This is a genomic window from Flagellimonas myxillae (assembly GCF_023502235.1).
Taxonomy (GTDB): domain Bacteria; phylum Bacteroidota; class Bacteroidia; order Flavobacteriales; family Flavobacteriaceae; genus Flagellimonas; species Flagellimonas myxillae.
In genome coordinates this window covers 93468-119010 of the sequence record NZ_JAMFLY010000001.1, presented here as the reverse complement: position 1 = coordinate 119010, position 25543 = coordinate 93468, and the positions used below count along the sequence as shown (strand labels likewise).

Genomic DNA, 25543 nt, shown 5'->3' with positions numbered 1-25543 from the left:
CATGCCTAAGGTTAAAATATTCTTTTTACTTCTTCTGCTTGTAAGTTGTGGGGCGGACCAAAAAGACCACCCCAACATCAATAAATCAGTTGCGATAGATGAAACCAGCCCCTTGTTCTCGAAACTGGAGAGCTCCCATACTGGGATAAGTTTCAGTAACACCATTACCCACAACGTGGGAACTATGGAAAACCTCTTCGATTACGACTATTTCTACAATGGTGCGGGAGTAGGCCTGGAGGATTTGAACAACGATGGTCTTTTGGATGTGGTGTTCTGCGGGAATCAGGTTGCTAACCGCATTTACCTGAATCAAGGAGGGTTGAAATTCAAGGATATCACGGAATCTTCAGGAATAAACAGTGGAAAATACTGGACCAATGGGGTATCCTTTGCAGATATCAACGGTGATGGCTGGATGGATATCTATTTTTCCCAAGGAGGGCCCAAAAACCGGGAAAATCGGAAAAATCTACTGTTCATCAACCAAAAAGATGGGACATTTAAAGAAAGTGCTGAGGTCTATGGTCTAGCTGATGAGGGAATAAGCACCCAATCCGCTTTTTTTGATTTTGACAAGGATGGGGATTTGGATTGCATGGTGATGAACGAAAACGAGCTTTACGGATTTGACCCTATCAGCCTGGAGCGTTATATCCAGTCCAACCCAGAGAGTGTTTATTACAACTCATCACACCTGTACCGAAATGATGCAGGTAAATTTGTGGATATTACAAGGGCCGCAGGACTTGAAAAACCAATTTTTGGACTTGGGCTTGCCATTTCTGACATCAATGAAGACGGATGGATGGATATTTACTTGGCCAGTGATTACTACCTACCCGATGCACTGTACCTGAACAACCAAGATGGAACGTTTTCAGACAAAATAAAGGAAACCACCAAGCAGATTTCCTTTTATGGTATGGGTATGGACATTGCCGATCTGGACAACGACAATCTTCAGGACATTTTTGTACTGGACATGGCCGCCAACGATCACGTAAGGTCCAAAACCTTGATGGCCTCCATGAGCACCAGCAGATTTGATTACTTGGTGAACAAAAGGGAATTCCAGCACCAATACATGTACAATTCCCTTCAGAAAAATATTGGAGATTTAAAGTTCAACAACATATCCCAGCTTTCAGGAGTGGCAAACACCGATTGGAGTTGGTCCGTTCTCATGAACGACTTTGACCTTGATGGTCATAAAGACATCCATATCACCAATGGCTACCGACGTTATGCCCTAGACAACGACCTTCAACGCAAAGTATTTGAAGCTCGGCAAAAATATGGGAACAACGTACCCTTGGAAGTAAAGCAACGCTTATACGAATCCATGCCATCCGAGAGGTTGCCCAACATCATGTATAAGAGAACTTCTGAACTGAAGTTCAAAAATGTATCCCAAGAATGGGGATTGGACGACTTTTCATTTAGTAATGGTGCTGCCAGTGGGGATTTGGACAACGATGGGGATTTGGATCTAATTGTCAACAACATGGATGATGAAGCCTTTGTTTATCAGAATAAGGCTGTGGAAATGGGAACCGGCAACTATTTAAAGGTGCAATTGGCCAACAAGGCTTCAGATGCTTTTCCAAAAGTGGTGATTTCAGCCGGGGGTAGCTCCCAGATGATCGAGATAAAACGGGTTAGGGGCTATCGATCTTCCCAAGAGAACAACGCCCTATTTGGTTTGGGTGATCATGCGGTGGTCGATACCGTATCTATTTATTGGCCGTCTGGTAAAATGGAACAGCGATTTAATATTGCGGCAAATAGCACCATTGCCTTTAAGGAAGCTACAGCCGTTCAGCCTGTGGTGTCTAACAGAGGTAATAGCATGTTCCAAGAAACCAATCCCAAAACCCTGGGCTTGAATTTTACCCATCGGGAAAACCCATTTGACGATTTTGAAAAGGAAATCCTTCTCCCATACAAACAATCCAACCTAGGGCCATTTGTGACCAAGGGCGATATTAACAACGATGGAAAAATGGATTTGCATATTGGTGGAGCTTCGGGCCAAGCAGGACAGCTATTCCTACAAGCTGGTAACAAATTTAAGCAGCTGAATTCCCCTGCCCTAGCCAATGACGCGAATTATGAGGATATGGAATCCATGTTTTTTGATTTTGATGGGGATGGGGATATGGACCTTTACGTAGTCAGTGGTGGCAATGAGTTTGCGGAGCATTCCTCATATCATACAGATAGAATTTATATTAATGAAGGTACAGGATCCTTTACCAAGTTGGAAAGTGCCGCTTTGGGCAAATTCCCAAAAAATGGGAAGTCCGTAACTTTTATCGACTTTGACAAAGATGGGGACAGCGACATTTTGGTAGGAAATAGGGTGGTTCCAGGTATGTATCCCAACCATCAAACTTCCACACTTTTTGAGAACAACCAGGGCGAACTTATAGAAGTGACCGAAAAGGTTGCACCCCAACTACTTGAATTTGGCATTGTAAACGACCTTTTAACCACCGATATCAATAATGACGGGTGGGACGATTTTATCGCCGTTGGAGAATGGACGGGCATTGGAGTTTTCATAAACAATCAAGGCTCTTTTCAAAATAGTGCCATAGATCATCCCATTTTGCAAGAACATGGATGGTGGTTCTCGGTGAATGAAACCGATGTTAATAATGATGGGCTTAAAGATTATGTTGTGGGCAATGCTGGTCTTAACATCAAATTCAAAGCTTCAGAAGAAAAACCCTTTAAAGTATTTGCTGCCGATTTTGATGAAAACGGAACCAACGATATTGTCTTGAGCAAAAAATACAACGGCACCTATGTCCCGGTTCGGGGAAGGGAATGCTCTTCCCAGCAAATGCCCTTTATCAAGGAAAAATTTGGCACTTATAGCGAATTCGCAAATGCTAGTTTGATCGATATCTATGGTGAAAAATTGGACAGTTCTTACGAAAGGACCGTCACCGAATTCCAATCTATAGTGCTGATCAACAAAGGTGATGGGAATTTTGAGAAGAAAATACTTCCGGTCCAAAGTCAGGCCTTTCCTCTATTGGATTGCATTTTTGTAGACCTGAACAATGACGGTTTCGAAGATGTGATAACGGCAGGCAATATTTATGAAACCGAAGTGGAAACCCCAAGATTGGATGCTATTTCGGGCCATATTCTTATGTCTAATGGAAAGGATGGCTACTACAGCATTCCCCAACAAGAAACCGGTTTGTATATGGAGGGCAATGTAAAGGATATGGAACTTATAGAAACCGGGACCAACGAAAAATATTTGATCAATACGGTCAATAACGGGGAGGTGACCGTTCACAAATTTACTTCATAAGTTTGCAACCACTGGTATAACACGACATCATGAGCAACCAAATCTATGGAATACGGGCCGTATTGGAGGCCATCGAGGCCGAACAGCCCATCAACAAGGTTTTTCTACAAAAAGGGCTTGGCGGGGAACTTTTCCGGGAACTGGAAACTTCCATTAGAAAAAACGGAATAAGCTGTTCCTATGTTCCTGTTGAAAAATTAAACCGCCTGACCAAGAATAACCATCAGGGTGCAGTGGGACAGATTTCCCCAGTGGAGTTCCACAAATTTGAGACTTTGGTTGAGCAAGTATTGGAAAAGGAAAAACTTCCATTTTTTCTCCTTTTGGACCAAATTTCAGATGTTCGGAATTTTGGGGCCATCATCCGAACCGCGGAATGCTGTGGGGTACATGGTATAATCGTCCCAAAAAATGGGGCCGCCCCAATTACGGATGATACGGTCAAAACTTCGGCGGGAGCCGTTTTCAATGTCCCCATTGCCAAGGTGGACCACTTAAAAGATGCCATATATTATTTGCAATCTTCCGGCATATCGGTTATCGGAGCCACCGAAAAGACAGAAAACCAAATCTATTCCACAGATTTTGGTGTTCCCTGTGCCATTGTGATGGGCTCCGAGGACAAAGGTATTTCAAATGCTGTGATGAAAGTTCTGGACGGCAAGGCCAAATTACCCCTCTTGGGTCAAATTGGCTCGCTCAACGTATCTGTGGCCTGCGGTGTATTTTTATACGAAGTGGTTAGGCAGCGCTCGGAGAAAAACTAATTGTCTTCCCGCTTTTTGTAATGATATCTTATTTTGACAGCTTCGTCATTTTCGGTTTCGGGTTGCTGTTCAATAAAATTCCCGTCCGCATCAAAATGCTTTAAGAAAGGATCGTTTTCTTCATCGTAATCTTCCTTTTCCCAGTCATATTTTCTTTCGGAAGGCACTTGTACCTTGGTGGTTAAAGCCAACACCAAACCGATAATAAAACCGGATAAATGTCCTTCCCAAGAAATTCCCTCCTTTACCGGAAAAATATACCAGATCATGCTCCCGTAGATAAACACCACAACCAAGGAAAGGGCCACCAATCTAAAGTGCTTTGCAAAAATTCCCTTGAAGAAAATAAAACTTGCCAAAACATAGATGAGCCCACTGGCACCAATGTGGTACGAGGGTCTTCCTATAATCCAGGTTAACAGGCCGGACAAAAGAACACCCAACATAAGGGTTCTAATTGCTGCCGATCTATAGAAATAGACCAAAAAAGCAGTTAAAACAGCCAAAGGAATGGTATTGTTGTACAAATGCTCCACCGAACCGTGTACAAACGGGCTAAACAGAACACCCCGAAGACCTGAAAGTTTTCTAGGGTATATTCCGTAGTCATTGAAATTGAGACCGAACCGGACCTCCACCCAATAAACGGTCCAGATGGCAAGTATAGCCACCAACGGAAACAGCAGTACCGAGTTTGAAAATTGTATGTGTTTGTTTTCGGACATCTCTTTTATAACTTCAATTATCTTTCCATAGTATCCAAATCCCGCAAATTGTCAGGTTTGGGATGGTTGGTCGGAATCATCCCCGGTTTCATTCCATTTCCGTCCTGTATTTTATCTTATTTTTATCGGTATGAATGAACCGCTTGCGGAGCGCATACGCCCCAAAACTTTAGAGGACTATATTAGCCAAAACCATTTGGTGGGAGAACAAGGTTCCTTGACCCACCAAATCAAAAATGGAATAATACCCTCCTTGATTTTTTGGGGACCCCCGGGTACTGGAAAAACAACCCTGGCCAACATTATTGCCAACGAAAGTGAAAGACCCTTCTATACCTTGAGCGCCATTAGCAGTGGGGTAAAGGATGTTCGTGAGGTTATAAACAAAGCCAAGCAAAGTGGGGGCCTTTTTACTGCAAAAAATCCAATTTTATTTATCGATGAGATTCACCGTTTTAGTAAATCCCAACAGGATTCCTTATTGGGAGCGGTGGAAAAAGGTTGGGTTACCCTAATCGGGGCCACCACGGAAAATCCAAGTTTTGAGGTTATCCCGGCCTTGTTGTCCCGATGTCAGGTGTATGTGCTTAACCCTTTTGACAAAAATGACCTGGAAGCCTTGCTTCACAGGGCTTTGGAAACGGATAGTGTTCTTAAATCAAAAAATATTGATTTAAAAGAGACCGAAGCCCTACTAAGACTTTCGGGCGGTGACGGGCGAAAATTGCTCAACATTTTTGAGCTGATCGTCAACTCCGAAGAAGGGAACAAAATTACCGTAACCAACGACCTTGTCATGAACAAGGTCCAGAAAAACACGGTACTTTATGACAAGACCGGGGAGCAACATTACGACATTATTTCGGCCTTTATTAAATCCATTCGCGGGAGCGACCCCAATGCTGCTGTATACTGGTTAGCCCGTATGATCGAAGGCGGGGAGGACGTTAAGTTTATTGCTAGAAGACTCGTTATTTTGGCTTCGGAGGATATCGGAAATGCAAATCCCACTGCTTTGGTACTGGCAAATTCCACCTTTCAAGCAGTAAACACAATTGGATATCCGGAAGCCCGAATCATTTTAAGTCAATGTACTACCTATTTGGCAAGTTCGCCCAAGAGCAATGCCAGTTATGCGGCCATTAAACATGCGCAACAAGCTGTTAGGGAAACGGGGGACCTTTCGGTGCCCCTACCTATTCGGAACGCCCCTACCCGACTTATGAAGGATTTAGGTTATGGCCAGGGCTACAATTACGCCCACGACCATGAAAACAACTTTGTGGATTTTGAGTTTCTTCCTGAAGAAATTAGGGGAACCAGCTTTTACAAACCTGGGGACAGTCCAAGGGAAAAAGCCCTAAAGGACTTTCTTAAAAAACGTTGGAAGGATAAATACGATTTCTAGAACTTAATGTGAAGTTCTTCCTGTTTTTTGCCATTTCCATCTGCGTATTCCAACAACCATTTATCCCCTTTCTTGAAAACCATTCCACTTTTGGAATCGTCATCCACCAAGAAGATGTTGTCCACTGAGGTTTTAATCAGTTTTAGCACCACTTTTGGAGTACTGTCCACCAATTGAAACCCATTTTCAGTGGGTTGTGCATACAGTATATCTTTGGCATTCGCGGGTTTTTCAACCTTTTTCATGTTGGAAGCCTTGGGCTGCATACTTTTAAAACTTTGTTCTTCCGGTGTTGCAACCTGTTCCACTACTTTGGGTTCTGGTTTTTTCTCAATGTTTTTAACATCATTCTTAAAGCTGACGGTAATGGGTGCCTCAGCACTTTCCACTTGGGTTTCCTCTTTGGGTGTATAACTGTAACCCATGGCCTGGATTGGAGCAAATGCCTTTCCGATGGCCTCCCTGTAAGCACTCCGAAATTCCTTTATCTTGCTTTTTCCCTCAATGCTTCTATAAACTTCGTTTCCTTGGCAATCTTTTAAGGATAATATAACCTTGGTACTGAACATATTGGACAAATCTTCCAAATCCACCATCAATCCCAAACACCGATTGTTCGCCAAGTCATCCGGTAAACTATCATCGTATACCGCCGTGAATCCATTTTTTGAGAACAGGTATTTTATTGTAGTACTGGTTTGATGCTTGTTTGCAGTCTTAAATGCACCAAATTGTTTGGGCACAATAATGTACTTATAGTCGTTCAATTGTGCTTGCAACGAACCACCCATACCTACGGTAAATATCAATAAAAGTAGTAGTCGAGATTTCATATGGAACAGATAATCAATTATCGTTCCAAGATATAATATTAAATCCGAACTGTAAAGAGGCATAATTGCTATCGGCCACATTTCTATAGGCCAAAAGATTATCTCCCATGATGTAGAAATTTATGGGTCCTGCCTGCAAGTTCAAGCCCAAACCGATATTGGTCAAAGAGTATTTATCTACAGTATATGTAGTTTTTAAAGCCAAGGTTCCGCCCAATCTCCTCTGATAAAATCCGGAAAGTGCGGCCTGTATTCCCCTAGGCCTTTTCATCATAAAAAGTTGTGCTCCCACGCTGTTACGATACATATTCCTGTTGGTTTTTTCCGTAACGCTTATTGCGCAACCACAGTCCTCCGTAAAAGTAGTTTCCATTTCTCCATAATCATACCGAAAGGAACCATACAGCTTTACTGGCCTTAAAGAAATATATCCAGAGTCGTTCTCACCATAGGGAACTGCAGCCTCCACTTCATCTACCAAGTCCTGCCAAAGATCATTGTCCAACTCTGTAATGTCTTCTGGTAAAAAAACAGTTAAACCTTCGTTGGTTACACTTCCATTTACGGTAAAATTGCGAACATCCTTGGCGTTATAGATAAATCCTACATCCAGAATACTTCCGGTTATCGTGGTCTGCGGATTTAAATTATAGGTGAAACCCGCATCAAAACCGAGACCTAGGTTCCCACCCAACAGCGCTCTTTTTCTAAACAGGTCAATCATGTCACTTTTTGTATTGGAAGTATCTTCCTCGGCTATATCTATGAATTCGTTAGCTCCGGCAGTTTGAAGCTCCATATCCACATCAATGGAGGTCTCATAAATGTTGTCCTGCCCCAGTCGCGTAGTAAAACTTCCCTTGTTCGATGTTGACTTAAACTGAAAAATACTGGAGTACAATTTAGCCCTGGCTCCCACGGTAAGGGAATTACCCAATTTTCGATTTATCCCAAAATGGAGCACATTCACCATTTCGCCACGGAAACTTAGGTCGCCCAGGTCAAAACTTCGTCCAATATTAGCACCTCCATTGCCTTCAAAGGCCAAAATGGCCAAATCCCGGGGCCAGTATACGATTATATCGGTTTCACCATACATTCCAAAGGAATAGTAATCGTCCGGGCGGTTTTTGCCCCTAAATCCAACATTAAAAATCTCTATTTGACTAGTGGTACTAAAGTCATCCTTTCTACTCATCCCTTGGATCAATCGTTCCCGGACTTTCGTGGTAAAATCAATTCCATCATTGGCAAACAAATCATTTACAGATACTCCGCTGGAACCAGCTTGGAAGGACAATCCTGAAATTACGGGAATACCAGTGTGCCATTTTTCCGAGGTTTTCACCCCCGGGTTTAGTATGAGCGATTGTGGAATTTCATAGAAATCGTACAGCAATTGCTTGTTCTGGGCATGAACAAGCCCTAAGCTGAATAGGGTAATCAAAAAGAATTGGGACCTCAACTTCATTGTAGTCGAAATCTAAATTCGGCAGCGGAACCCAAAATAATTTTTGGATCTTCTGCAGTCGATACACTTACAGTGTCTCCCAAATTTTCCGCAGTCACCCGAAGTCCCGAAGTGTTTCTAAGGATATCCAAACTCTTCCCTCCTGGTCCGTAGGCAACAGATCTTGTCACGAGCATGGTCGGTTCTGGATCCACGGTGAACACCTCAACATCGAGCACATCATCATTCTCATCCAAAAATTCTATGGACAAGCTCAGCTGTTTGCTTGTGGTGTTTTCTATTTCAAAAAGTAGAACACCTTCCAACAAATGGTCGGCCACATATTGTTCGCTAAATGGGTCAAAATTGAAAGTATGGGCATAAAAAATGGCGGTAGGGGTCAAATTTATGACCTCCTCTGTGGACTCCAAATAAAAAATACTGGAAGCTACGGTGGGGGTCACGCTTAAATCATCGAACTGGCCAAAATTCTGTTCTTCAGTACATGCCAATGCCATACAAATGACAATGGGCATACTGAAACGCCACAAAAGCAATTTTTTCATAGGTCAAAAAGCAATTTTCTTATAAAACAACTTGGGCAAAGCTGTACCCTACTATAACTCTATAAAATGCTTTTTATTTCAATGAGACGGTCTATCATTTGGCACAAATCGTGAAGCGGTTCCTTATGCGCATTAAAATGAAGTGTTTGGAAGCCAACGGCTTTCGCGCCTAAAATATCCGCTTCCAGATTATCCCCAACCATTAGGGCATTTTTTGGAGCGACCTGTGCCCGTTCCAAAGCCAGGTGGAAGATTTGTGGATGGGGCTTTTTTACCCCGGCATCTTCCGAATTAACGATTTGTTCAAAAAAATGGTGAATATTGGCCCCTTTTAGTTTCTTTTCTTGTATTTCCTGAAAACCATTGGTAATTATATGCAGTTTGTATTTCGGGGCAAGATAATCGAGAATCTCCTTGGTATCTGGGAACAAATGGGTAAATGAGGACAGGTATTTAATATATTCATCCGCCAAAATATGTATACTTTCATCCGAAACCTCAGCACCAATGGCATCAAAGGTCCTTCGCAATCTTTGGTACCGTAATTCTGATTTGGTAATTCTATCTTCCCTGTATAGTTTCCAATAATCCAAATTGATGGGCACATAAACCCTTAGAAAATCATTTAAATCAACGGTCACCTTGTTCTCCGCCAAGATTTTTTCAAAGGTCAATGCGGAATTCCGTTCAAAATCCCACAGCGTATGATCCAAATCAAAAAAGATGTCGGTGATATTATGTTTAAACATAATAGCGTCTTAAAAGGGATTGATAAAGTTCCATCCAGTCGATTTTATGGCTACTTCCCAACAATTCGTTGGAAAACACCATGATCAGTCCCCCATTTACCTCTCGTACCACCTTGTAGATACTGTCCATTTTAGCGAATATTTCCTCCCTTTTTTTATAGGGTTGAAGGGCATAATCGTGTACGGCAAAGGGATGCACCTTTAGTGGTTGCCTTACCTCCATATTGATGTCATAAAAATGGAATGGGGTACAGGTTCCGGCCCTGAATCCAATTTCGTGGGTATACCCCATGGAAAAATCATCGGTAAACTCAGTTTCGATGAGGTTCCGATAGGTCATGGGAACGTTGACCCGGTTGTACCTGAGCCTCGAATAATTGATCGGCCTGTTGATCAAGTTGGCCAATTGCATCTTCTCTTCCTTGAGCACTTGCTTATCAGTAGATGAAAGAAAGGAGGTACTCAAAGACACTATGCTGTAATCGGCTACAGACTTAATGAGATACCTAAACTTGTTGTTGTTGGGCGAAATGTTCTTGTCGTGGGCCGAGTGTTTGGCAAACTGAAAAAAGAACATGCTCTTGACCGGAAATTTCTTGTGCACATCCACGAGCTCATAAAAATTGTCGTAGGGATCCTTTTTAAACCCAAGGAGCACGGACATCCGTTGAATTATCTTTCCAATTCTAAAATTTCCCAAATCAATCAGAAGGCCGCCCAAGCTTCGGGCCAAACCGCGAAGGGCATAGCAATGCGAGGCGGTGACATTGATGATTGGAGTACAAGAATAATTTCGATTGGAATTTTTCAGATCTGGGAACCGCTCTTGAAGCGATTCAAACAATTTATGGGCCCAAAGGTCCACTACCGGGAGTTCCAAAAATTTATTTTGATAGGCAACACTTTCTTTGGCCGGAAACCGCCCTACACTATCCTTAACATGCGGAAGATATTCCTCATACCTGCTCAACAGAAAAAAACTTGCTGAAAAAATATCGTAGGGAATGGCACTTTTTTCCCCTGCGGAAAAAAAACAAGGGACTCCGTCCCAATCCCCAACCTTAATGTCCAGATCATTGATGCCCTGCTCAAACAAAAGGTCGTTGCTCCGGATAAAAAATTCGTTTTGAAGCGATTGTTTGGAATACGTTAGTTTGGGGCCTGTATGTTTGATAAAATCCTCGACCTTGGTGGTAAAAATAACTTCAATCCCCAGGATCTTTTCGAAAAGCTGTTTTGCCGTATAGGTGAGGCGATTGGTAATTTTATGGGTAAATATCAATAGCATTTATGCCAACTGTTATAGTATTCCTTTATCCGCAAAGCTAAGATATCCGTGTTGGGTTAGGATCAAATGATCTAAAACCTTAATATCCAGGGCTTCCGATGCCAATTTAAGCTTTTGGGTAATATGTTTGTCCGCAGCACTGGGCTTAAGCCCTCCTGAGGGATGATTATGGGCAAGGATAATGGCGACTGCTCCCAACTCCAATGCTTGTTTCAGAACCAATCTAACATCTACCAAAGTTCCGGTGATACCACCTTTGCTCAACAGGGCCTTGTGGATTACTTTATTATTGTTGTTGAGGTACAAAATCCAAAACTCTTCATGTTCCAATTCCCCCATTAAGGGGTGGAGAATTTCGAAGGCATCGTGGCTGCTATTGACCTTACTGATGCTATACCCCTCTTCTCCCCTTCTTCTTCTACCAACTTCCAAGGCGGCGGCAATGGTGACGGCCTTCCCGTAATCCACTAATGTGCAGTTTTCTTGAATATTTACCATTTAACCAAAAATATGAAAAAGGAGTTAAAGAAGGATATAGAACTCATCTACAAAACCGTTCAAAAACTTCCCCCATCGGAAAAGCGTGATATTATTTTATGGATGTTGGCTGTGTTAAGCTCTAAGGTTTCACAAGACGTTTCAAAAGCTATAAAACATTCTATTCAAAGATTAGCCTTGGTACTTTTCTATATAGTTCAACAACAATCTCTTTTCGATTGATTCCATAATGAAATTCCTTATGGCAATTGGGACATAGAGCAACTGTATTCTCGATTTTATCCGAACCTCCATCTGCCAACCTACGAACATGATGCACTTCTAAATATGGTATTCCAGAATTCGTTTCAAATGGAGCTGGATTTGAACAAAATTCGCATTTTCCATTGGCATTTTTTAAAACCCAAGCCTTTACCTTAAAGTCTCTTTCAAAATCACTTATCGAAGAAACATTTCTTTTAGGTGCTTCGTTTCCTATCGGCTTTTCCAAATTTTTGTTTGTCAAGGCTGATTTCACCTTTGTTTCAAAAGCCACAACAGGATTAGGCTCACGACTTTCTATTCTCGAAATCATATCCTCTATTTGCACAGCTATGTTTGTTCCCACATTTGACCTAGGAGTTAGTCCTGAGAGCCACTCTCTACCCTGTAGCGATAATACATATGAGATATTCTGCATCCTATACTCAAATGCCTTGATACTACGCCCATATTGCTCTGAAAGCCTTTCGTAGTAACGTTTTTTGATTGGTTTTTCACCTTCCCTTATTCTTCGCTGAATATCTAAGTATGATTCTACCGAAGCTCTCAACTCTTCATGAGTCCAACCACTATCCTTTTTAGACATACATCTTTAAATTTTTGATTTATACAACATTGACATGAACGCAAATAGCAAAACTGATGCAATTTGTAAGAATGCTTCTTTTGTATTACAAAATGTTGTTTTGAAATTAAATAGTTCCTAGAAATCAATTGCAATTGCAAATATCATTTTAATTTGTAATGAATAAAACGTTGAATTCGAAAATTAGCGCCCAAAATTGTGAAAGAAAATATTTGGCAACAATTCATTAATGAATTCCTTTTTAACCCTGTAAGGTTACTAATTGAAAAGGTAAAAAGTTTTTTCACCCTAATCAATATTTTTGTAGTTATCTTATTGTTCCCCAAAAAATCGTTGGATTCGGATAAGCTGGTTATAAGTTCTATGAAATCATGTAAAATGGTAATAGAACTACTATTGACAATTATTACAATTCATGTTATATTGAATATTAGGCAATCAGGTAAATCCTTTGATGAAGTTTTTACTGAGTTCTTCATAATAATAATTTACATACTCACTATTTTTTTAATTCTCCTATTTGGTTATCTATGGAACTTTCTTGGTAATTTAAAATTGAAAAATGCGACACAATCCATCAATTCAATAATATATTTATTTAACGGGGTATATCTAATAGCATGGTCAATTAGTATATTTTCCAATTCAAAAATCATTTTCGATTATTACTTTGCTTTTATAGTTTCGATTTATTCATTTTACTATTCCTATCTAATTGGTAGGTTCTTAGGTTTTTCAATTATTGGAGTAGTGTTAAGTAGCATTTTGCTTTGCCTTTTCATGGTTATTGTTACATGGATAAATACAATGTTTGTCACGACCGAATTCTGGAACGCACTAAATTAAAGTCCAGTATTTAACCTATAGAAATTTTACCCAAGTTCTTCAGTATCAACATCCTTCTGATACCATTACATAAGATTTATTTTCAAAACTTCTCAATAGCTAACACAATCAGAAAAGGTTTTAGAAAATTACTTATACATTCTGATATTGAATAAGTTAATTACTATTATATAACATTAAATGATAAATCAGCATTATTTTTAGAAATCGGAAATCAACTATAAATATGGAAGAGCTTAAAAAAAAAGATTTTTGGGATATAGCCAAAATAATCGGTGGAGTAATTAACCTGGTACTTTTAGGAACTATAACCATTTTTTTGAATAGCCTTACGAAAGAGAGGGAGTTAGATGCGAAATATGTTCAATTGGCATCTGAAATCATATTATCTAATGATTCCAATAATTCGAATATTCAACTTAAGAAATGGGCTTTAAATATTCTTGATGAAAAAAGTCCAGTTCCAATGCCTCCAAAGTTAAAAGCAGATATTCTAAACATTGAACTAAATGGGTATTATTCTACAGGAGCAGGTTTTGGTGGGGAAAATATCGAATTCAATACGTTTCCAGAATCAAATCTCTACGTTCTGATTGATAATAAACCCGTATTAATTACTCCTCATAAATTGAGGTTGAGGCAAGGAACACATAATATTGAATACCAGAACGAGCTTGGTATAACAATTGCCAAAGAACAACTTTCGATTGTCGATAGTACTATGTATAAAGTCGATTTAAACTTTGAAAGAAAACATATTGCAATCAAGACAAGCCCTTACAAGATAGATGAGCATAAATTGAGTAACGGTAGTTATTGAAAATTACTCAAATCGCACTCTCAAATTCCGAAACACAACAATCAAAGTAAAGTATCCAAAGCCAAAGTACAACACATATTTAGCATCTTCAAAAACTGCCTTTATATAGTATTTAATCTTGTTGGAATAATCATTGAAACTTCCGTAAGAAGACCCCACATCCGAAACTGCATATCCTCTACCACTAATCCTTAATTTTGAATCAAACGGGGTGTCCAAGAAAATAGTTGATACTGGTGTGCTGTTTGGTATGTCATAGTTGAATTCAAAACCCTCATTTTGGTTCCTTCTATATCGTGCTATTGCCACATCTTCATCAAGGGTAAGATATTGACCGTTATTTTGTTTTCTTATTGCTGCCTTATATTCTTTTTCCTCAATCAATCTTCGTTTTCTCTCTTTTTCGATTAATTCTGATGTATCTGCAACATATGAAACTTCGCTAAAGTGTTCGATAATAAAGACAGTTGCCCAACCTAATAAAAGTCCTATGAAAAGGGTTTTTATAACTTCTCTATCAATTTTGATTGTTTTCTTCTGTTTCATTGTTTTATATATTCTGGATTAAGGACATGGTTCTCCCATACTATGACTGACTCTGACTTTCTGCTAAATTCATAGGTTGTAGATTGCCCTGCTGTAAAAGTCATTTTGAGATTATAGGTACCATCGGTTTTGACCTCATCGGTAGATGCATCTTTACTGCTTAAATCCAATAATCCTTTGTGACTGGTCTCGGTATTGAGTACGATTGATACGAAGTCATTTTGGGTGAACCTGAAGCCATTGGTACTGCTAAGCCAAGTCCCTTGAATCCATTCAGGAGGGTTTATGGATGCTGTTGAACTTGCTCCATCATCCGATTTGGAGCAGGATACGATTGGAAGTAATGATAAAATGAGAAAAGATTTGATTGTGTTTCTAAGTTTTGATTTGGAATTCATGGTAAATTTTATGAAGATTTCAAATCTAAAACTTAATATTATTGAATATATTATAATAAAATAAACTTTTTATTGAAAGTATTATATATGTGTCAATGCATCCTTGCCCATCTAAGGAATTTCGAGCATGGCATTTCGAGACAAAGAGAAAAGGAAAGAATCCACCGAATTTTTAAAAGAGTTTGGAGCAAAAGTTAAGGCTTATAGAGAAATGAAAGGGCTTTCACAATTTGAATTTTCGATAGAATGTGGACTATCCAGAACTCAAATAAGCAGAATAGAAAACGGAGTAGGGAACATAACATTGGTCACTACTATTTTCCTCATTAAAGCACTAAAGTTAGAAGATAAAAAGATTATTGAATTATTGGGTTTGGAATGATTCATCGATAACTCGACCCTACCACATAACCCCAAAACTAGGACGATTTTTACTCAAACTTTTTTACCTCCCCTTATACGCATACGTATTGCACTTTCTGAACAGTTCGAAAACTCAATAGTTTCGTTTTGATTTCCAACCAGGCGAGGATTGACCAATAGAATATGTTGATTCTCACTTATTTGAAGAATATAGTTTTCTTAGTTTCTCTAGTTCTTGTATTTCCGATTCATTTAATTTTTCATTATGCTCAATGAAGTAACACTCCCCATGAAGTTCAATTGTTGAAATAAATGCCTCATCATAAGTTAAATTATAATTTTGAGGGCTTTCTTTAAATTCTTTAAAATCCAAACCATTCATAGACATCTTATTTCTGTTGGATTTTGTCGAAGAAAAATAAAAGTGTAAGCCTCCCATACAATAAACTTTGGCAACACTTTCGGAAAAACCGCACAATACCACCGCAACAAGGTCATGTCGACCCAGTAAATGTTGTTGTTCAAATATTCTATCCAAATTGTCTTTATCTATATAGTTGTCCTTAACAACATGGGTAACATATTCATTTTTTGCATCTTCCAAAATAATCGAGTCATAATGGTTTTGATACATTTCAGTGAGCTTGTAGTTTTCAAGGTTTTGACCCCCAATATATTCTTCAATAAAAACATCACCATAACCTCTGGTCATAGTATCACCAGTCCGTACATAAATTTCTGGGTCATTTAGGAGTATTGGAAATGGGTCAATTGTTAATCTAAACACTGCAACAGCTCCGATACATTTTTGTAAATGTTGTTCATATTCCTTGATGAAATCATCTCTGCTTTTCTTTTGGTTAAAAGGATGATTTTTGGCAACATAAAATGTATTGAAGCCTTGCTTATGGACATATTTATTGAGCTTTCTTTTTGTTTCGTCTAATTCCAAAAAGTAGCTAGTCATTTTTTCCTTAATATCTGAAAACACAGATTCGTTTGATTCCAAGATTTTAATCATCTGGCTGTACATTGGAAATCTGCTCTGTTCTTTCCACTTCTTAAGCTCATTTTTCCTGATTTCATCATCATTATCGACCAGGTAGGTCATTGTAGTAGAAACTTCCAATGATTGCCTTAAGGAGTAATAAGATGCATCAAAATATCCCTGTTCAAATTGAGCAATTGAGTTAATTATTAACTGAACTGCTTCAAGAATAAATGTGTTACTTATGTGTGCATCTAATCTACCCGTCCAACTTTCCTCAATATTGATTAAATCCAAATGATACTTTTTTTTCTTTTTAATTTTAAGGGGATATAGCTCTCTAGTCTCCCTAAGCTTAATAAAATCAAACTTCGTCATAGATATATCTCGTTTAGTTTTAAAATATCATTTACACTTTAGCAAGTCATAATAGAAACTTTCTAACAAATATCATCCATAGACACCTACCAAAAGAGAAAGTGGCTTAAACATCGCATTGCATACTTCAAAATCGATGTTACGGGCAAACAATCATGTCCAACATAGAAATGTACCCATTTACACTTTTGAAGTACTCCTCAACACCATAATTACCCAATGATAATATCCTCTTTTCATTTCTGGCATAATCTATCATGGTAATGCCGTTACTGAATTGGATATAGTTGCTCAACAAAAGAGCTTTATAGTCCTTGGATTCGTGGATTTCCTTGGTAAGCTTAAACGGTTTTATGGTATCGGAAAGCACCATGAGGTATGGGTTATGCTGCAATATATTTTAATTTTTAAGGTTTTGGCTTAAAGGAACAACGAACTATTTCTTCATCTTGTTAGTTGCTGGGATTATATCAAATTTTTGTTGTGGCTTAATTGATATTTGGGCATTTTGACCATTTATTCCTTGTCCATATTCATTTTCTATTTGCTGGACGGATTCTATAACAAAAGATTCAGTCATTAAAAAGTTAATGATATAGGATATGAATAAGTCAAATCTGTCAATTCCTTTGGTCGGCTTTATATCTTCTCTTTTTTTGTTGGAATATTTGCTATCAACAAAGTATCCTAATTTCTCAATTTCTTCAATTAAGTGAACTGGATTAAATAGTGAAATAACTATCGTGTTCAAAAAATACACTTGTTTTAATACATTATAATCGATAGGATGCCAAAATAAAGGAATAGTTCCAGGTGTACTTTTATCAGTCAAATCTGGATTGTAAAGCAACTGTCCGATTATAATTCCATTGTTCTCAGAGTCCTTTTTTATTATTTTTTTTGCTACCTCAACGTATAATTCCTTGAAGTCGTCATTAACACCATATTTAGCAGAATCTTTATGAAAGATATTATTGTATAAACTTGTTTTTCGAGATTTTAGTGAAATAAAAGCTAGTCCTTCGCTTACCTGAACATACTTGCTTTGGTTTATTTTTGATGATAGAAGCAACTCTTCTACCTCTTTTGAATATGTTGGGTTAACAAGTTCCTTTTTTGTGTCATTATCCTTTTTTTCATTAAATAATAAGTTTGCCATTCCGAGAATTTGTCTTCCTTTCCTCGTCTTTTCCAATTCTGGATTTTTCAGAGGCTTATTCTTTTTATCTATGTCATCTCTTTTGAAATAGGTAAGGCTCAAATCTAAAGTTTGAGAATCCACTTTTTTAGTTTTCAATTCACCAACTTTCTCAACTTTGAGAGTCTTCAAATTAATAAAGCTAAAATCGCCATAACGCAAAGTATTTGTGATATCGTGAAAAAGAGTAAAATGTCCTTCTATATGTTTTACATTCTTGATAAATTCAATTTCCCCTCTTTTACCTATATCGGCACTATCATTAATAATCCTTCTATGGTTTAAATGCTTAGCTAACAATTCCTCTTCAAATTGGTAAAAGAAGTAAGCGAAAGCATCTCCAAAAGATTTGGACATATTTACAACTGAATCAATTCCTTTTTTGAAAGTTGACAGTCGTTTCATTTTTGCACGAAACCAATCATAATTGTAACTACCCTTATTCTTTATACGATGTTTTTCTTCGGCAATCACATTATTCCTTGCCAATTGCAATCTGAAAATTGTTATGGCAAGGGTTTCTTGGAATTTTAATAGTCTATCAACAAAGTTGTTGTCCTTGTATGAAAGAGTTTTCAAATCACACAAAAAGCCCCAACAAAACTCCAAACTTTCTTCAGCAAGCTTGAATTCAGATTGAATATTTTTTTTTGTTGTAGTTTTTTTTGTCATACTTGAAATCAACTTGTCTGTATAGATTTAAGATATAATTATATACTCCTAAAAATAGGTATAAACCGCATATAGTGACGGAAACTGATGTTTTATAATTTGTACTATATGTACCCTTGACACAAACGCCCCCATCAAAGCCCCCACCACTTCAAGACAACAACTTCCCTCCCCCCATCAAATCCTATAAAACCAAAGAAAGTCGATGCAATGAAGCGATAGAGGGGCTTTTTTTGGAAATCCATCTTAGGACATTGATTGACCAAGAAAATGCCTCAAAACAAGTACTGCACACCTCAAAATCAATATTAGACTGCTTGCTTAAAATAAATCAATATTGAACTCTTGTGCGCAGCTGATTATTCCTTGTCAAAATATTGCGCTTTTGTTTTCTTCAAATAACTAACTCTAGGGTATCTGGCAAATAGTTGAAACAGTCCCAAACGAGATTCATCGGTAAGTGAATCAATATGCTTACTATGCTTGTATTTGGGATTATTAATTTTCGGAATAGAATTATAATAAATAAGTGGCTTTATCCTTTTTCTCTTGTAAGGAATAAAAATCAAATCGTCAGTTTCTAAGCGACCATCTTTAGCACCTTTGTAGCAATTACGTATGTCCTCAGAATTGAAATTATCAAAATAGCATACAGAAGAAATTCCTACCTGCATTAATTTTTTTGAAAAGTTAAAATCTAGCAAAACTGTTTTATTTGCTTCCAGATTGGTTGGAATTCCAAGCTCCTCATTGAACCCTCTTTTTATACACTCGACAAATGCTTCATTGGACTTATTACCACTATTATCGGTAATACTAAAAGCCTCGTTCATTGAATAGTGGTATCTGTTTTTATAAATACCAGCACCTATGTTGTATTTTGACCGCTTTGCAAATAGGATTTCACTATGGTTCAATCTATCGGATACTAGAAAGGTATTGATGCCAAACGAGCATAAAAAGACTCTGTATTTCATAAGGCTTTTACCATCGGTTATATTGTTTATCCCGCAGTTTGGATTGGTTGCCAACTCCTGATGTATAGATTGAAAAACTTGGAAAGTAAAAAAATCTGTTTTGTAAAACTCCATTGTTAACTCCTTCCCCATTTTGTAATTCCAAAGACCATACATTTCATTGTTAAAACATATTTTAGAGGATTTCAAGCGATTTACAAAAGTTTGTGCCACCTCGTTCTTGTGCCATTCAATGATTTCATTCAAATTCTTCCTCTGATTGATTTTAGAAAGGCTATAATAATCCGAGTATTCTTTTTCTAACACTTCTTGTGCTTCATCGAGCATATTGTCTTGCAAAACCAAATTATCAAAACCTGGATAGTAGGATTCAATAATTGCTTTATACTGCTCAGGTATTTTTAGACGTAAAACCTTTTTTGTAACCTTGATTTCTGGTCTTTTGTTTCCAAATCTTTCAACTATCACTATGTTCTCATCTGACCAATGATTTTTTTTGACAGATTTAAAGAAAAAATATGAAGTTATTTTAGCTAACAAAGAAATCTTTTTTTCATTGTAGGTCTCCTTTAGTGAGGTATTCAGTCTTACTTTTTTCCAATAATCAATCTTCTTAACAATTTTAAAAAGTTCAATTGCAAGAGGTATTCCTAACGAAGTTACTAAGGTGATAACTATTGTTTTATCCATATCCAATTAGTTTTTTTTGTTTTACCAATTGTGTGTTTATAGAAAGCCTAAAATCTTCACTCAGTTCTTCTGTTCCAATTTCTTTTTTTAATATGGATTCAAGTTTAAATGAGGTGCTCGAATTGTATCTACCTATAACTTTTTGGACATTTTTCTTTGTTGTGGTCAACTTAAACACAAAACCAAGGATAAACGACTTATTGTTAAATATGACATCTTGACCGTGTGCTTGATAATTATCGAGTCCAACCTCATCGTGTAAATACTCTACGTTTCCATCACTAGAAAAATACTTATCAGCAACACTAGTCTTTTTCAAATAGCCCAAACCATTTTTATCTTTCAAACAGTAAATATTATCATCCTCATCTTCTGCGAAATAGAAAAATTGAATATCTCGGATAATTGGAAAAAATGGAACTAACTCTTCTAAGTTTTCTGGCTCACCGTTTTCAATAAATAAAGAGCCTCTTCTTTTGGCTTCTTCAGCTAAATCAACAATTAAATTTTTTACCTCCTGTTCTAGTGGAAAAACTCTAATCCTTAATCCTGAAATCTCGGTGTTTCTACTTCTTAATCTGGTTATCGCACTAATCGTAGCAACCTTAGGCTCATCGGGAGTTTTAACATTATACTTTGCCAAAACCTTTTTTTCCAAATTCTCAATATTAATATCCTCTAATTGTGCCTTTCCAAATTTGGATAGTGCCAGAACATCTTCGTAGCTTTCAAAGAAACTTTCGTTAGTTATTTTATCAACGTAAAACTCAAAAGGGTCATAACCCTCATTAGACCTTTCGTCAACACTTTCGACAGACCAATGGTCTAAACCAATCCATTCAGTATATTCAAACAACAGGTTTCTCTCCTCAATTTTCTTTACCCTCTTCCTATGTTTTCTATATTCCTTGACCTTATAAAAAACATAACCAACAAGGGGAAACGCACTAATTAAGCTAATAATGTCATTTAATGAAATATTATCCAGGAAAAATCCTATTAATGAATCTCCTAAAAACTGATTGAAGTAAATTGTAAAGGTCATTGAAGTAATCTGAATAGTCCGAATGTGCAACATACAAAATTTAATCAAGCTATTTAATCAAGCATAACAACCAATAGACACTCTAAGCAGCTTCTTTTTGTTTGCTTAGAAACTCAAACCTTTTTAGTGCCGCTCTAAGTGCCATTTGATGGTCTTTTCCCCTTGAACAGCACCATGCCCAGAAACCAAATGCTTTGTTGGTGGGGTAGCTAATACAATCGAAACGTCTGTTGTATCTTCTCTCAAAAACCTCATAGTAGATATGGACGGTCTCCGAATCCTTCACTTCATAGATGTAGGCTCGACAAGAGGAACGAATCTGTGTGTAGGTCTTTGTTCCTTTTTGGTATTTGAGTTTTAGTTCTTTCATGCTAGGTCAAGGGTATAGTTCTTCTCTTTTAGTACTTCATCCAAAACACTTTTTACGGTTTCCCTGTCCTTTTCAAAGAATATCACCGAATCGTGCTTTGTGATACAATTGATGCCCAAGCCATATAGCCTGTCCAATGCCCCGTCAACATAGATTAGGGCTTCTTCCTTCTGCATCCTTATCGGCAGTTGCTTATAGTCCCATTTGACCTTGTAGTCATCGACATACGCAATCATTTCAGGGTAACGTTCCCTAATCTTTTCCTTTTCGGGACTTTTTGTGGTCGGCTTAGAATAGACCACTTGCATCATTGTGGTCTTTGCCGTGTCTCTGTCACATCCCAAAATTTCTTTGACCTCATCATACAGCACCCCATCAGTTGAATCCTGCACAAACCCGTCATGCACAACATCTTTTATGATATTTCCCAAGATAGCATACTGGCTATTGGTAGCATCGATTTCCCCTAGACCATTATTCTGCATAATTATCTCCAACAAAATCTTTGGCAATGTGGTGAAGTTGTGGTCAAGGCGTTGGTTCGTCCTGTTGCGTTTGGCATATAGGTTTCCCTGTTCCATATTCTTGACCGATTGGGTATAGGACAACATTATCCTGTGCTTTTTGCCCGACAAATAATCCTTTATGGTATCCATGTAATATTTGTCACCATCTTGAATAAGCTCCATTCCCATTTTACAGGCTTTCTTAATTGCCCTGTCCCTGTATTCGTAATTGATTTCCCCATCATCATGGAGTATAGGGAGCTTGCCATCTTCAATTGAGTAATTAACCTTTAATCCATCCTCACCGATATTGTACACATGGTCATCTATGGCATGGTAAAGTTCATCATAAGGTATGTCAAGGCTATTGTAAAAGGTCTCAAAACCATTTAAGAACTTTTCCTCTTTCAAGTCTTGGACATACTTGTAAGTGTATTTTACCTTTTGTTCGGCTGTAGTATCCACGTTCTGGATAATCTCTGGATTGATTCTGTAAAACTTTGACTTGCCTGAATCCTTACTGTACTTTTCATCACATTGTACGATGTCGGTATCCAATAAAGGTCTTAGGAATTCTTGATATTTGGAATTGAAAACCTCACGGAAGAGATTGGCACTAAAAGGGACAAGGGCATACATCGAACCATGCTCCTGTATGGAATCCCGAACCAATAGGTCGATGAAATGAAATGCCTTTTGTCTCTTGATGTTGGAGAAACCGATTTTGTCGACTGCTCCGATTAGGTCAATAGGAAGCACAACGCTCTTGTAGAAAGTCCTTTCCATAGCTGAAATAGATTTGGGTAGTTCTTGGACGAACCGTAAAAAAAATATGGTAAAATCTTGTGGAAGATTAGCTGATACAGCTACTGCAAAGATACCACTTAAAAATGGATGCCACAAAAATATAAACTATTAGTAAATAGTAGTTTAAAGTCCGAAATGGAGTGGTTGTGAGAGGGTCAAAACACCACTTCCAGCAACAGAATCGTAGGGTAAGGTCGAAAATGCCCCGAAGAGTAGAGAAAGGTATCTACCACTGTACAATAAGATTGTTACAATGGTAAACTGTAGATTATTATATCAGAATTATAGTATTATGAATAATAATTCTACATATACCCATTATGTTACCACTTTTTATGTTCATTATATTTGGGTATGGAACTCAGGAACAAAGAAATCATCATTGGGGAAAATCCGTTTGAAAACTGCTTGTTGGAAAGGGAGCAATATGCCAATGTACTTACCAGCATCATATCAAATTATAAAAAAGGTTTTGTCCTTGCGATTGACAACGAATGGGGAACTGGTAAGACCACTTTCGTTAAGATGTGGCAGAAATATCTGGAAAACAAAGATTATAGAACTATTTATTTTAATGCATGGGAAAATGATTTTCAAGATGAAGTAATAGTAGCACTCTTATCAGAACTCAAAAAGTTGCAAGACGATTCAGAAGAACTTTTCGCTAAAGTTCTCAATAAGACTTTGCCATTATTAAAAAATGTTGGTCTTGAACTTTTAAAACATGCTGTAGGCAAAGCCACAGGTGATAAAGCTGTTGAATTAATAGCAGAAGGTGTCGGGGAATATACCTTGGATAGTTTACAACAGGGGCTGAATGATTTTGAAGAAAAAAAGAATAGTATTCAAGAATTTAGAGAATGTCTAAAAGATTACGTAAATAGTGGTGATGATGAAAATCCAATTGTTTTCATAATAGACGAACTGGATAGGTGCAGACCAAACTATGCCGTTGAAATCTTGGAAAAGATGAAACACCTTTTTAATGTTGAAGGTGTAGTATTTGTAATATCAATTGACAAAATACAATTAGGGCATTCCATAAGGGGAGTATATGGGAGTGAGTATATTGATTCAAATGAATACTTAAGAAGATTTATAGATGTAGAGTTCTCATTACCAAAACCTGATGTTAAGGATTATACACTATTCCTAACTACTCACTTTGGACTTCGTGACTTTTATACAAGTACTGATAGAATAAGGCATGGAGAGTTTTCTGAAGATTTAAATGCTTTGGTGTTCATGCTAGATTTGATACAGAAATCTAATAATCCAACGTTAAGGCAATTAGAAAAGATGTTAGGTCTGTTTTCAATCTTAATTAAATCCTTATCGTTTACGCAAAAAGCAAATCCGATGTGTATTCTTTTCATAATATTTTTAAAGGTGAAAAATAACGATGGTTTCTATGAAAAACTTGTTGAAAGAAAATTAGACTTACAAGAATTATTGGATAAGACACTTGAATTATTCTATCCCTTAAAAGATGAAAAAATGCTGAACTTTTTTGTTTGGTTTCAAGCTGAAATATTATTCTATTATTGGAGATACTTAAAAGAAATAGATAAATCTGTAATCCTTTTTGAAGGTGATGCAAGTAAGGATGATTTTAGGATTACTGTGGAAAACAAAGCAGATAAGGATTATTGCACTTTAATTAGTAATATTAGGGGGTTTGCATCAAGTTATCGAGAGAGAACAAGAGTCGATTTTATTGGGCGAATTATTCCACACATTGAATTGACAAAAATTGTTGTTTAAATTTTAGGCATTGGTTGAATCTGCCTCATAGGCTTTAATCAAAAGATTTGTTTCTAAGATTTCGTTTCTAAGACTATCAATCTCCCTTTTTAATCCATCTTCAAGCTGCTGTATCTTCATTTCAATATTCCTTAATCCATTATTATCAATTGATTCTGAAACTGTTTTTGAAGGGTTAAAAATAGACCAACCCAAAGCACCCAATGAAATAATAATACTGGTAATAGCTATTGGTAGGGTAAACTTGTTGTTCCTAATCTTTTGTTTAAGTTCTGTTTCCTGTAAATCCTTGATTCTTGAACCTTGCAGGGTAGATTGAACCAAACTTTTATTGGCTTCAATATGTCTCTCCCTTTCTTTTACAAACCCTCCATCATCCAACATTTTTTTTGTCAGCCGACTTTTACGCACATGATGTTCTTGACCAATTGTTAAGGTGATGTAATCTGAATGGTTTTTTGCAAAGCGTTCCAAAAATTCCTTTAGGTATTCTCTGGATATATCTTCTTCCTTTAATTGATGATATAACCATAAATCACCTACTCCATTTTCTTTATCGACAATTAATCCCAGAATCTTATCCTTAAATTTTGCTTCTTCCAATAAATCCATTTCACAAATTATTTATGTCAATATAACGCATTGAATTAATTGCATGAAAACCTTAGTTTTTTTAAGGGTTTTGTGCAATATGATTTCGTGTAAAAGAT

23 protein-coding genes and 1 pseudogene are annotated in these 25543 nt (G+C 37.4%); 6 read left to right on the top strand and 18 right to left on the bottom strand.

Translation table 11 applies throughout. The annotated features are described in order from the left end of the window. Window position 1 precedes the first annotated feature (1 nt). The gene (locus tag M3P07_RS00540) at window positions 2-3334 is read left to right on the top strand and encodes a VCBS repeat-containing protein (RefSeq protein WP_249967948.1); all 3333 of its coding nucleotides are present in this window, start codon (window positions 2-4) and stop codon (window positions 3332-3334) included. A 29-nt stretch (window positions 3335-3363) separates the two neighbouring features. Then, the gene (rlmB, locus tag M3P07_RS00535; RefSeq protein WP_249967947.1) at window positions 3364-4101 is read left to right on the top strand and encodes a 23S rRNA (guanosine(2251)-2'-O)-methyltransferase RlmB; all 738 of its coding nucleotides are present in this window, start codon (window positions 3364-3366) and stop codon (window positions 4099-4101) included. Here the strand turns inward: rlmB and M3P07_RS00530 are convergent. Beyond that, window positions 4098-4826, bottom strand: a complete 729-nt coding sequence (locus tag M3P07_RS00530; RefSeq protein ID WP_249967946.1) for a rhomboid family intramembrane serine protease — start codon at window positions 4824-4826, stop codon at window positions 4098-4100. The two genes, rlmB and M3P07_RS00530, sit on opposite strands and share 4 nt — an antisense overlap. Window positions 4827-4956: 130 nt before the next feature. On the opposite strand from M3P07_RS00530, the gene M3P07_RS00525 reads away from it, so the two are divergent. Beyond that, a complete protein-coding gene (locus M3P07_RS00525) occupies window positions 4957-6234 on the top strand; it encodes a replication-associated recombination protein A (protein ID WP_249967945.1) in 1278 nt (425 codons plus the stop codon). Here M3P07_RS00525 and M3P07_RS00520 read toward each other — a convergent pair. The 7 genes and pseudogenes from M3P07_RS00520 to M3P07_RS00490 form a co-directional block, all read right to left on the bottom strand. Beyond that, entirely contained in the window at window positions 6231-7067 is an 837-nt protein-coding gene (locus tag M3P07_RS00520; protein ID WP_249967944.1) for a hypothetical protein, read from the bottom strand. The genes M3P07_RS00525 and M3P07_RS00520 overlap by 4 nt on opposite strands. Before the next feature lie 13 nt (window positions 7068-7080). Then, window positions 7081-8538, bottom strand: a complete 1458-nt coding sequence (locus M3P07_RS00515; protein WP_249967943.1) for a DUF5723 family protein — start codon at window positions 8536-8538, stop codon at window positions 7081-7083. Continuing rightward, a complete protein-coding gene (locus M3P07_RS00510; protein WP_249967942.1) occupies window positions 8535-9083 on the bottom strand; it encodes a hypothetical protein in 549 nt (182 codons plus the stop codon). The genes M3P07_RS00515 and M3P07_RS00510 overlap by 4 nt, the downstream gene beginning before the upstream one ends. Before the next feature lie 59 nt (window positions 9084-9142). Further along, complete coding sequence (locus M3P07_RS00505; RefSeq protein WP_249967941.1) at window positions 9143-9832, bottom strand: YjjG family noncanonical pyrimidine nucleotidase; 690 nt, start codon at window positions 9830-9832, stop codon at window positions 9143-9145. Continuing rightward, entirely contained in the window at window positions 9825-11120 is a 1296-nt protein-coding gene (locus M3P07_RS00500) for a polysaccharide deacetylase family protein (protein ID WP_249967940.1), read from the bottom strand. The genes M3P07_RS00505 and M3P07_RS00500 overlap by 8 nt, the downstream gene beginning before the upstream one ends. Before the next feature lie 12 nt (window positions 11121-11132). Further along, window positions 11133-11576, bottom strand: a pseudogene (locus tag M3P07_RS00495) (JAB domain-containing protein); the annotation flags it as partial. A 202-nt stretch (window positions 11577-11778) separates the two neighbouring features. Further along, a complete protein-coding gene (locus tag M3P07_RS00490; protein ID WP_249967939.1) occupies window positions 11779-12465 on the bottom strand; it encodes an HNH endonuclease in 687 nt (228 codons plus the stop codon). Window positions 12466-13537: 1072 nt separating this feature from the next. Here M3P07_RS00490 and M3P07_RS00485 point away from each other — a divergent pair. Continuing rightward, a complete protein-coding gene (locus M3P07_RS00485) occupies window positions 13538-14131 on the top strand; it encodes a hypothetical protein (protein ID WP_249967938.1) in 594 nt (197 codons plus the stop codon). Between the two features lie 3 nt (window positions 14132-14134). Here the strand turns inward: M3P07_RS00485 and M3P07_RS00480 are convergent, their stop codons facing one another. After that, window positions 14135-14677 carry a hypothetical protein gene (locus M3P07_RS00480; RefSeq protein WP_249967937.1) on the bottom strand — a complete coding sequence of 181 codons (543 nt, stop codon included), beginning with the start codon at window positions 14675-14677 and terminating at the stop codon, window positions 14135-14137. Next, window positions 14674-15075, bottom strand: coding sequence for a hypothetical protein (locus M3P07_RS00475; RefSeq protein ID WP_249967936.1), 402 nt, complete (start codon window positions 15073-15075; stop codon window positions 14674-14676). The genes M3P07_RS00480 and M3P07_RS00475 overlap by 4 nt, the downstream gene beginning before the upstream one ends. A 127-nt stretch (window positions 15076-15202) precedes the next feature. Between M3P07_RS00475 and M3P07_RS00470 the strand changes: the two genes are divergently transcribed. After that, window positions 15203-15457, top strand: a complete 255-nt coding sequence (locus tag M3P07_RS00470) for a helix-turn-helix domain-containing protein (RefSeq protein ID WP_249967935.1) — start codon at window positions 15203-15205, stop codon at window positions 15455-15457. A 174-nt stretch (window positions 15458-15631) separates the two neighbouring features. Here the strand turns inward: M3P07_RS00470 and M3P07_RS00465 are convergent, their stop codons facing one another. The 7 genes from M3P07_RS00465 to M3P07_RS00435 all read right to left on the bottom strand — a co-directional run bounded on the left by M3P07_RS00465 (window position 15632) and on the right by M3P07_RS00435 (window position 23048). After that, on the bottom strand, window positions 15632-16804 hold the full coding sequence (locus tag M3P07_RS00465) for a hypothetical protein (protein ID WP_249967934.1): 1173 nt from the start codon (window positions 16802-16804) through the stop codon (window positions 15632-15634). A 139-nt stretch (window positions 16805-16943) separates the two neighbouring features. Next, window positions 16944-17198, bottom strand: a complete 255-nt coding sequence (locus M3P07_RS00460; protein ID WP_249967933.1) for a hypothetical protein — start codon at window positions 17196-17198, stop codon at window positions 16944-16946. Between the two features lie 42 nt (window positions 17199-17240). Next, window positions 17241-18674, bottom strand: coding sequence for a hypothetical protein (locus M3P07_RS00455; protein WP_249967932.1), 1434 nt, complete (start codon window positions 18672-18674; stop codon window positions 17241-17243). 359 nt (window positions 18675-19033) lie between these two features. Further along, entirely contained in the window at window positions 19034-20341 is a 1308-nt protein-coding gene (locus tag M3P07_RS00450) for a hypothetical protein (protein WP_249967931.1), read from the bottom strand. After that, the gene (locus tag M3P07_RS00445; protein ID WP_249967930.1) at window positions 20334-21386 is read right to left on the bottom strand and encodes a hypothetical protein; all 1053 of its coding nucleotides are present in this window, start codon (window positions 21384-21386) and stop codon (window positions 20334-20336) included. The genes M3P07_RS00450 and M3P07_RS00445 overlap by 8 nt, the downstream gene beginning before the upstream one ends. A gap of 82 nt (window positions 21387-21468) precedes the next feature. Continuing rightward, window positions 21469-21756: a hypothetical protein gene (locus M3P07_RS00440; RefSeq protein ID WP_249967929.1), complete on the bottom strand. Its 288-nt coding sequence runs from the start codon at window positions 21754-21756 to the stop codon at window positions 21469-21471. After that, a complete protein-coding gene (locus M3P07_RS00435; RefSeq protein ID WP_249967928.1) occupies window positions 21753-23048 on the bottom strand; it encodes a hypothetical protein in 1296 nt (431 codons plus the stop codon). Before M3P07_RS00435 ends, M3P07_RS00440 begins: the two co-directional genes overlap by 4 nt. 375 nt (window positions 23049-23423) lie before the next feature. Here M3P07_RS00435 and M3P07_RS00430 point away from each other — a divergent pair, with 375 nt between their 5' ends. Beyond that, a complete protein-coding gene (locus M3P07_RS00430; RefSeq protein ID WP_249967927.1) occupies window positions 23424-24833 on the top strand; it encodes a KAP family P-loop NTPase fold protein in 1410 nt (469 codons plus the stop codon). A gap of 3 nt (window positions 24834-24836) precedes the next feature. On the opposite strand, the gene M3P07_RS00425 is transcribed toward M3P07_RS00430, so the two are convergent. Further along, window positions 24837-25445 carry a hypothetical protein gene (locus tag M3P07_RS00425; protein WP_249967926.1) on the bottom strand — a complete coding sequence of 203 codons (609 nt, stop codon included), beginning with the start codon at window positions 25443-25445 and terminating at the stop codon, window positions 24837-24839. Between the last annotated feature and the right edge of the window lie 98 nt (window positions 25446-25543).

Bases quoted from the DNA above. Each gene is read 5' to 3' on its own strand.
- M3P07_RS00435 (WP_249967928.1), bottom strand. From the start codon at position 23,048: ATGGAAAGGACTTTCTACAAGAGCGTTGTGCTTCCTATTGACCTAATC.
- rlmB (WP_249967947.1), top strand. From the start codon at position 3,364: ATGAGCAACCAAATCTATGGAATACGGGCCGTATTGGAGGCCATCGAG.
- M3P07_RS00515 (WP_249967943.1), bottom strand. From the start codon at position 8,538: ATGAAGTTGAGGTCCCAATTCTTTTTGATTACCCTATTCAGCTTAGGG.
- M3P07_RS00425 (WP_249967926.1), bottom strand. From the start codon at position 25,445: ATGGATTTATTGGAAGAAGCAAAATTTAAGGATAAGATTCTGGGATTA.
- M3P07_RS00505 (WP_249967941.1), bottom strand. From the start codon at position 9,832: ATGTTTAAACATAATATCACCGACATCTTTTTTGATTTGGATCATACG.
- M3P07_RS00540 (WP_249967948.1), top strand. From the start codon at position 2: ATGCCTAAGGTTAAAATATTCTTTTTACTTCTTCTGCTTGTAAGTTGT.
- M3P07_RS00430 (WP_249967927.1), top strand. From the start codon at position 23,424: ATGGAACTCAGGAACAAAGAAATCATCATTGGGGAAAATCCGTTTGAA.
- M3P07_RS00520 (WP_249967944.1), bottom strand. From the start codon at position 7,067: ATGAAATCTCGACTACTACTTTTATTGATATTTACCGTAGGTATGGGT.
- M3P07_RS00480 (WP_249967937.1), bottom strand. From the start codon at position 14,677: ATGAAACAGAAGAAAACAATCAAAATTGATAGAGAAGTTATAAAAACC.
- M3P07_RS00475 (WP_249967936.1), bottom strand. From the start codon at position 15,075: ATGAATTCCAAATCAAAACTTAGAAACACAATCAAATCTTTTCTCATT.
- M3P07_RS00510 (WP_249967942.1), bottom strand. From the start codon at position 9,083: ATGAAAAAATTGCTTTTGTGGCGTTTCAGTATGCCCATTGTCATTTGT.
- M3P07_RS00440 (WP_249967929.1), bottom strand. From the start codon at position 21,756: ATGAAAGAACTAAAACTCAAATACCAAAAAGGAACAAAGACCTACACA.
- M3P07_RS00500 (WP_249967940.1), bottom strand. From the start codon at position 11,120: ATGCTATTGATATTTACCCATAAAATTACCAATCGCCTCACCTATACG.
- M3P07_RS00530 (WP_249967946.1), bottom strand. From the start codon at position 4,826: ATGTCCGAAAACAAACACATACAATTTTCAAACTCGGTACTGCTGTTT.
- M3P07_RS00470 (WP_249967935.1), top strand. From the start codon at position 15,203: ATGGCATTTCGAGACAAAGAGAAAAGGAAAGAATCCACCGAATTTTTA.
- M3P07_RS00465 (WP_249967934.1), bottom strand. From the start codon at position 16,804: ATGACGAAGTTTGATTTTATTAAGCTTAGGGAGACTAGAGAGCTATAT.
- M3P07_RS00490 (WP_249967939.1), bottom strand. From the start codon at position 12,465: ATGTCTAAAAAGGATAGTGGTTGGACTCATGAAGAGTTGAGAGCTTCG.
- M3P07_RS00455 (WP_249967932.1), bottom strand. From the start codon at position 18,674: ATGACAAAAAAAACTACAACAAAAAAAAATATTCAATCTGAATTCAAG.
- M3P07_RS00525 (WP_249967945.1), top strand. From the start codon at position 4,957: ATGAATGAACCGCTTGCGGAGCGCATACGCCCCAAAACTTTAGAGGAC.
- M3P07_RS00485 (WP_249967938.1), top strand. From the start codon at position 13,538: ATGGAAGAGCTTAAAAAAAAAGATTTTTGGGATATAGCCAAAATAATC.
- M3P07_RS00450 (WP_249967931.1), bottom strand. From the start codon at position 20,341: ATGGATAAAACAATAGTTATCACCTTAGTAACTTCGTTAGGAATACCT.
- M3P07_RS00445 (WP_249967930.1), bottom strand. From the start codon at position 21,386: ATGACCTTTACAATTTACTTCAATCAGTTTTTAGGAGATTCATTAATA.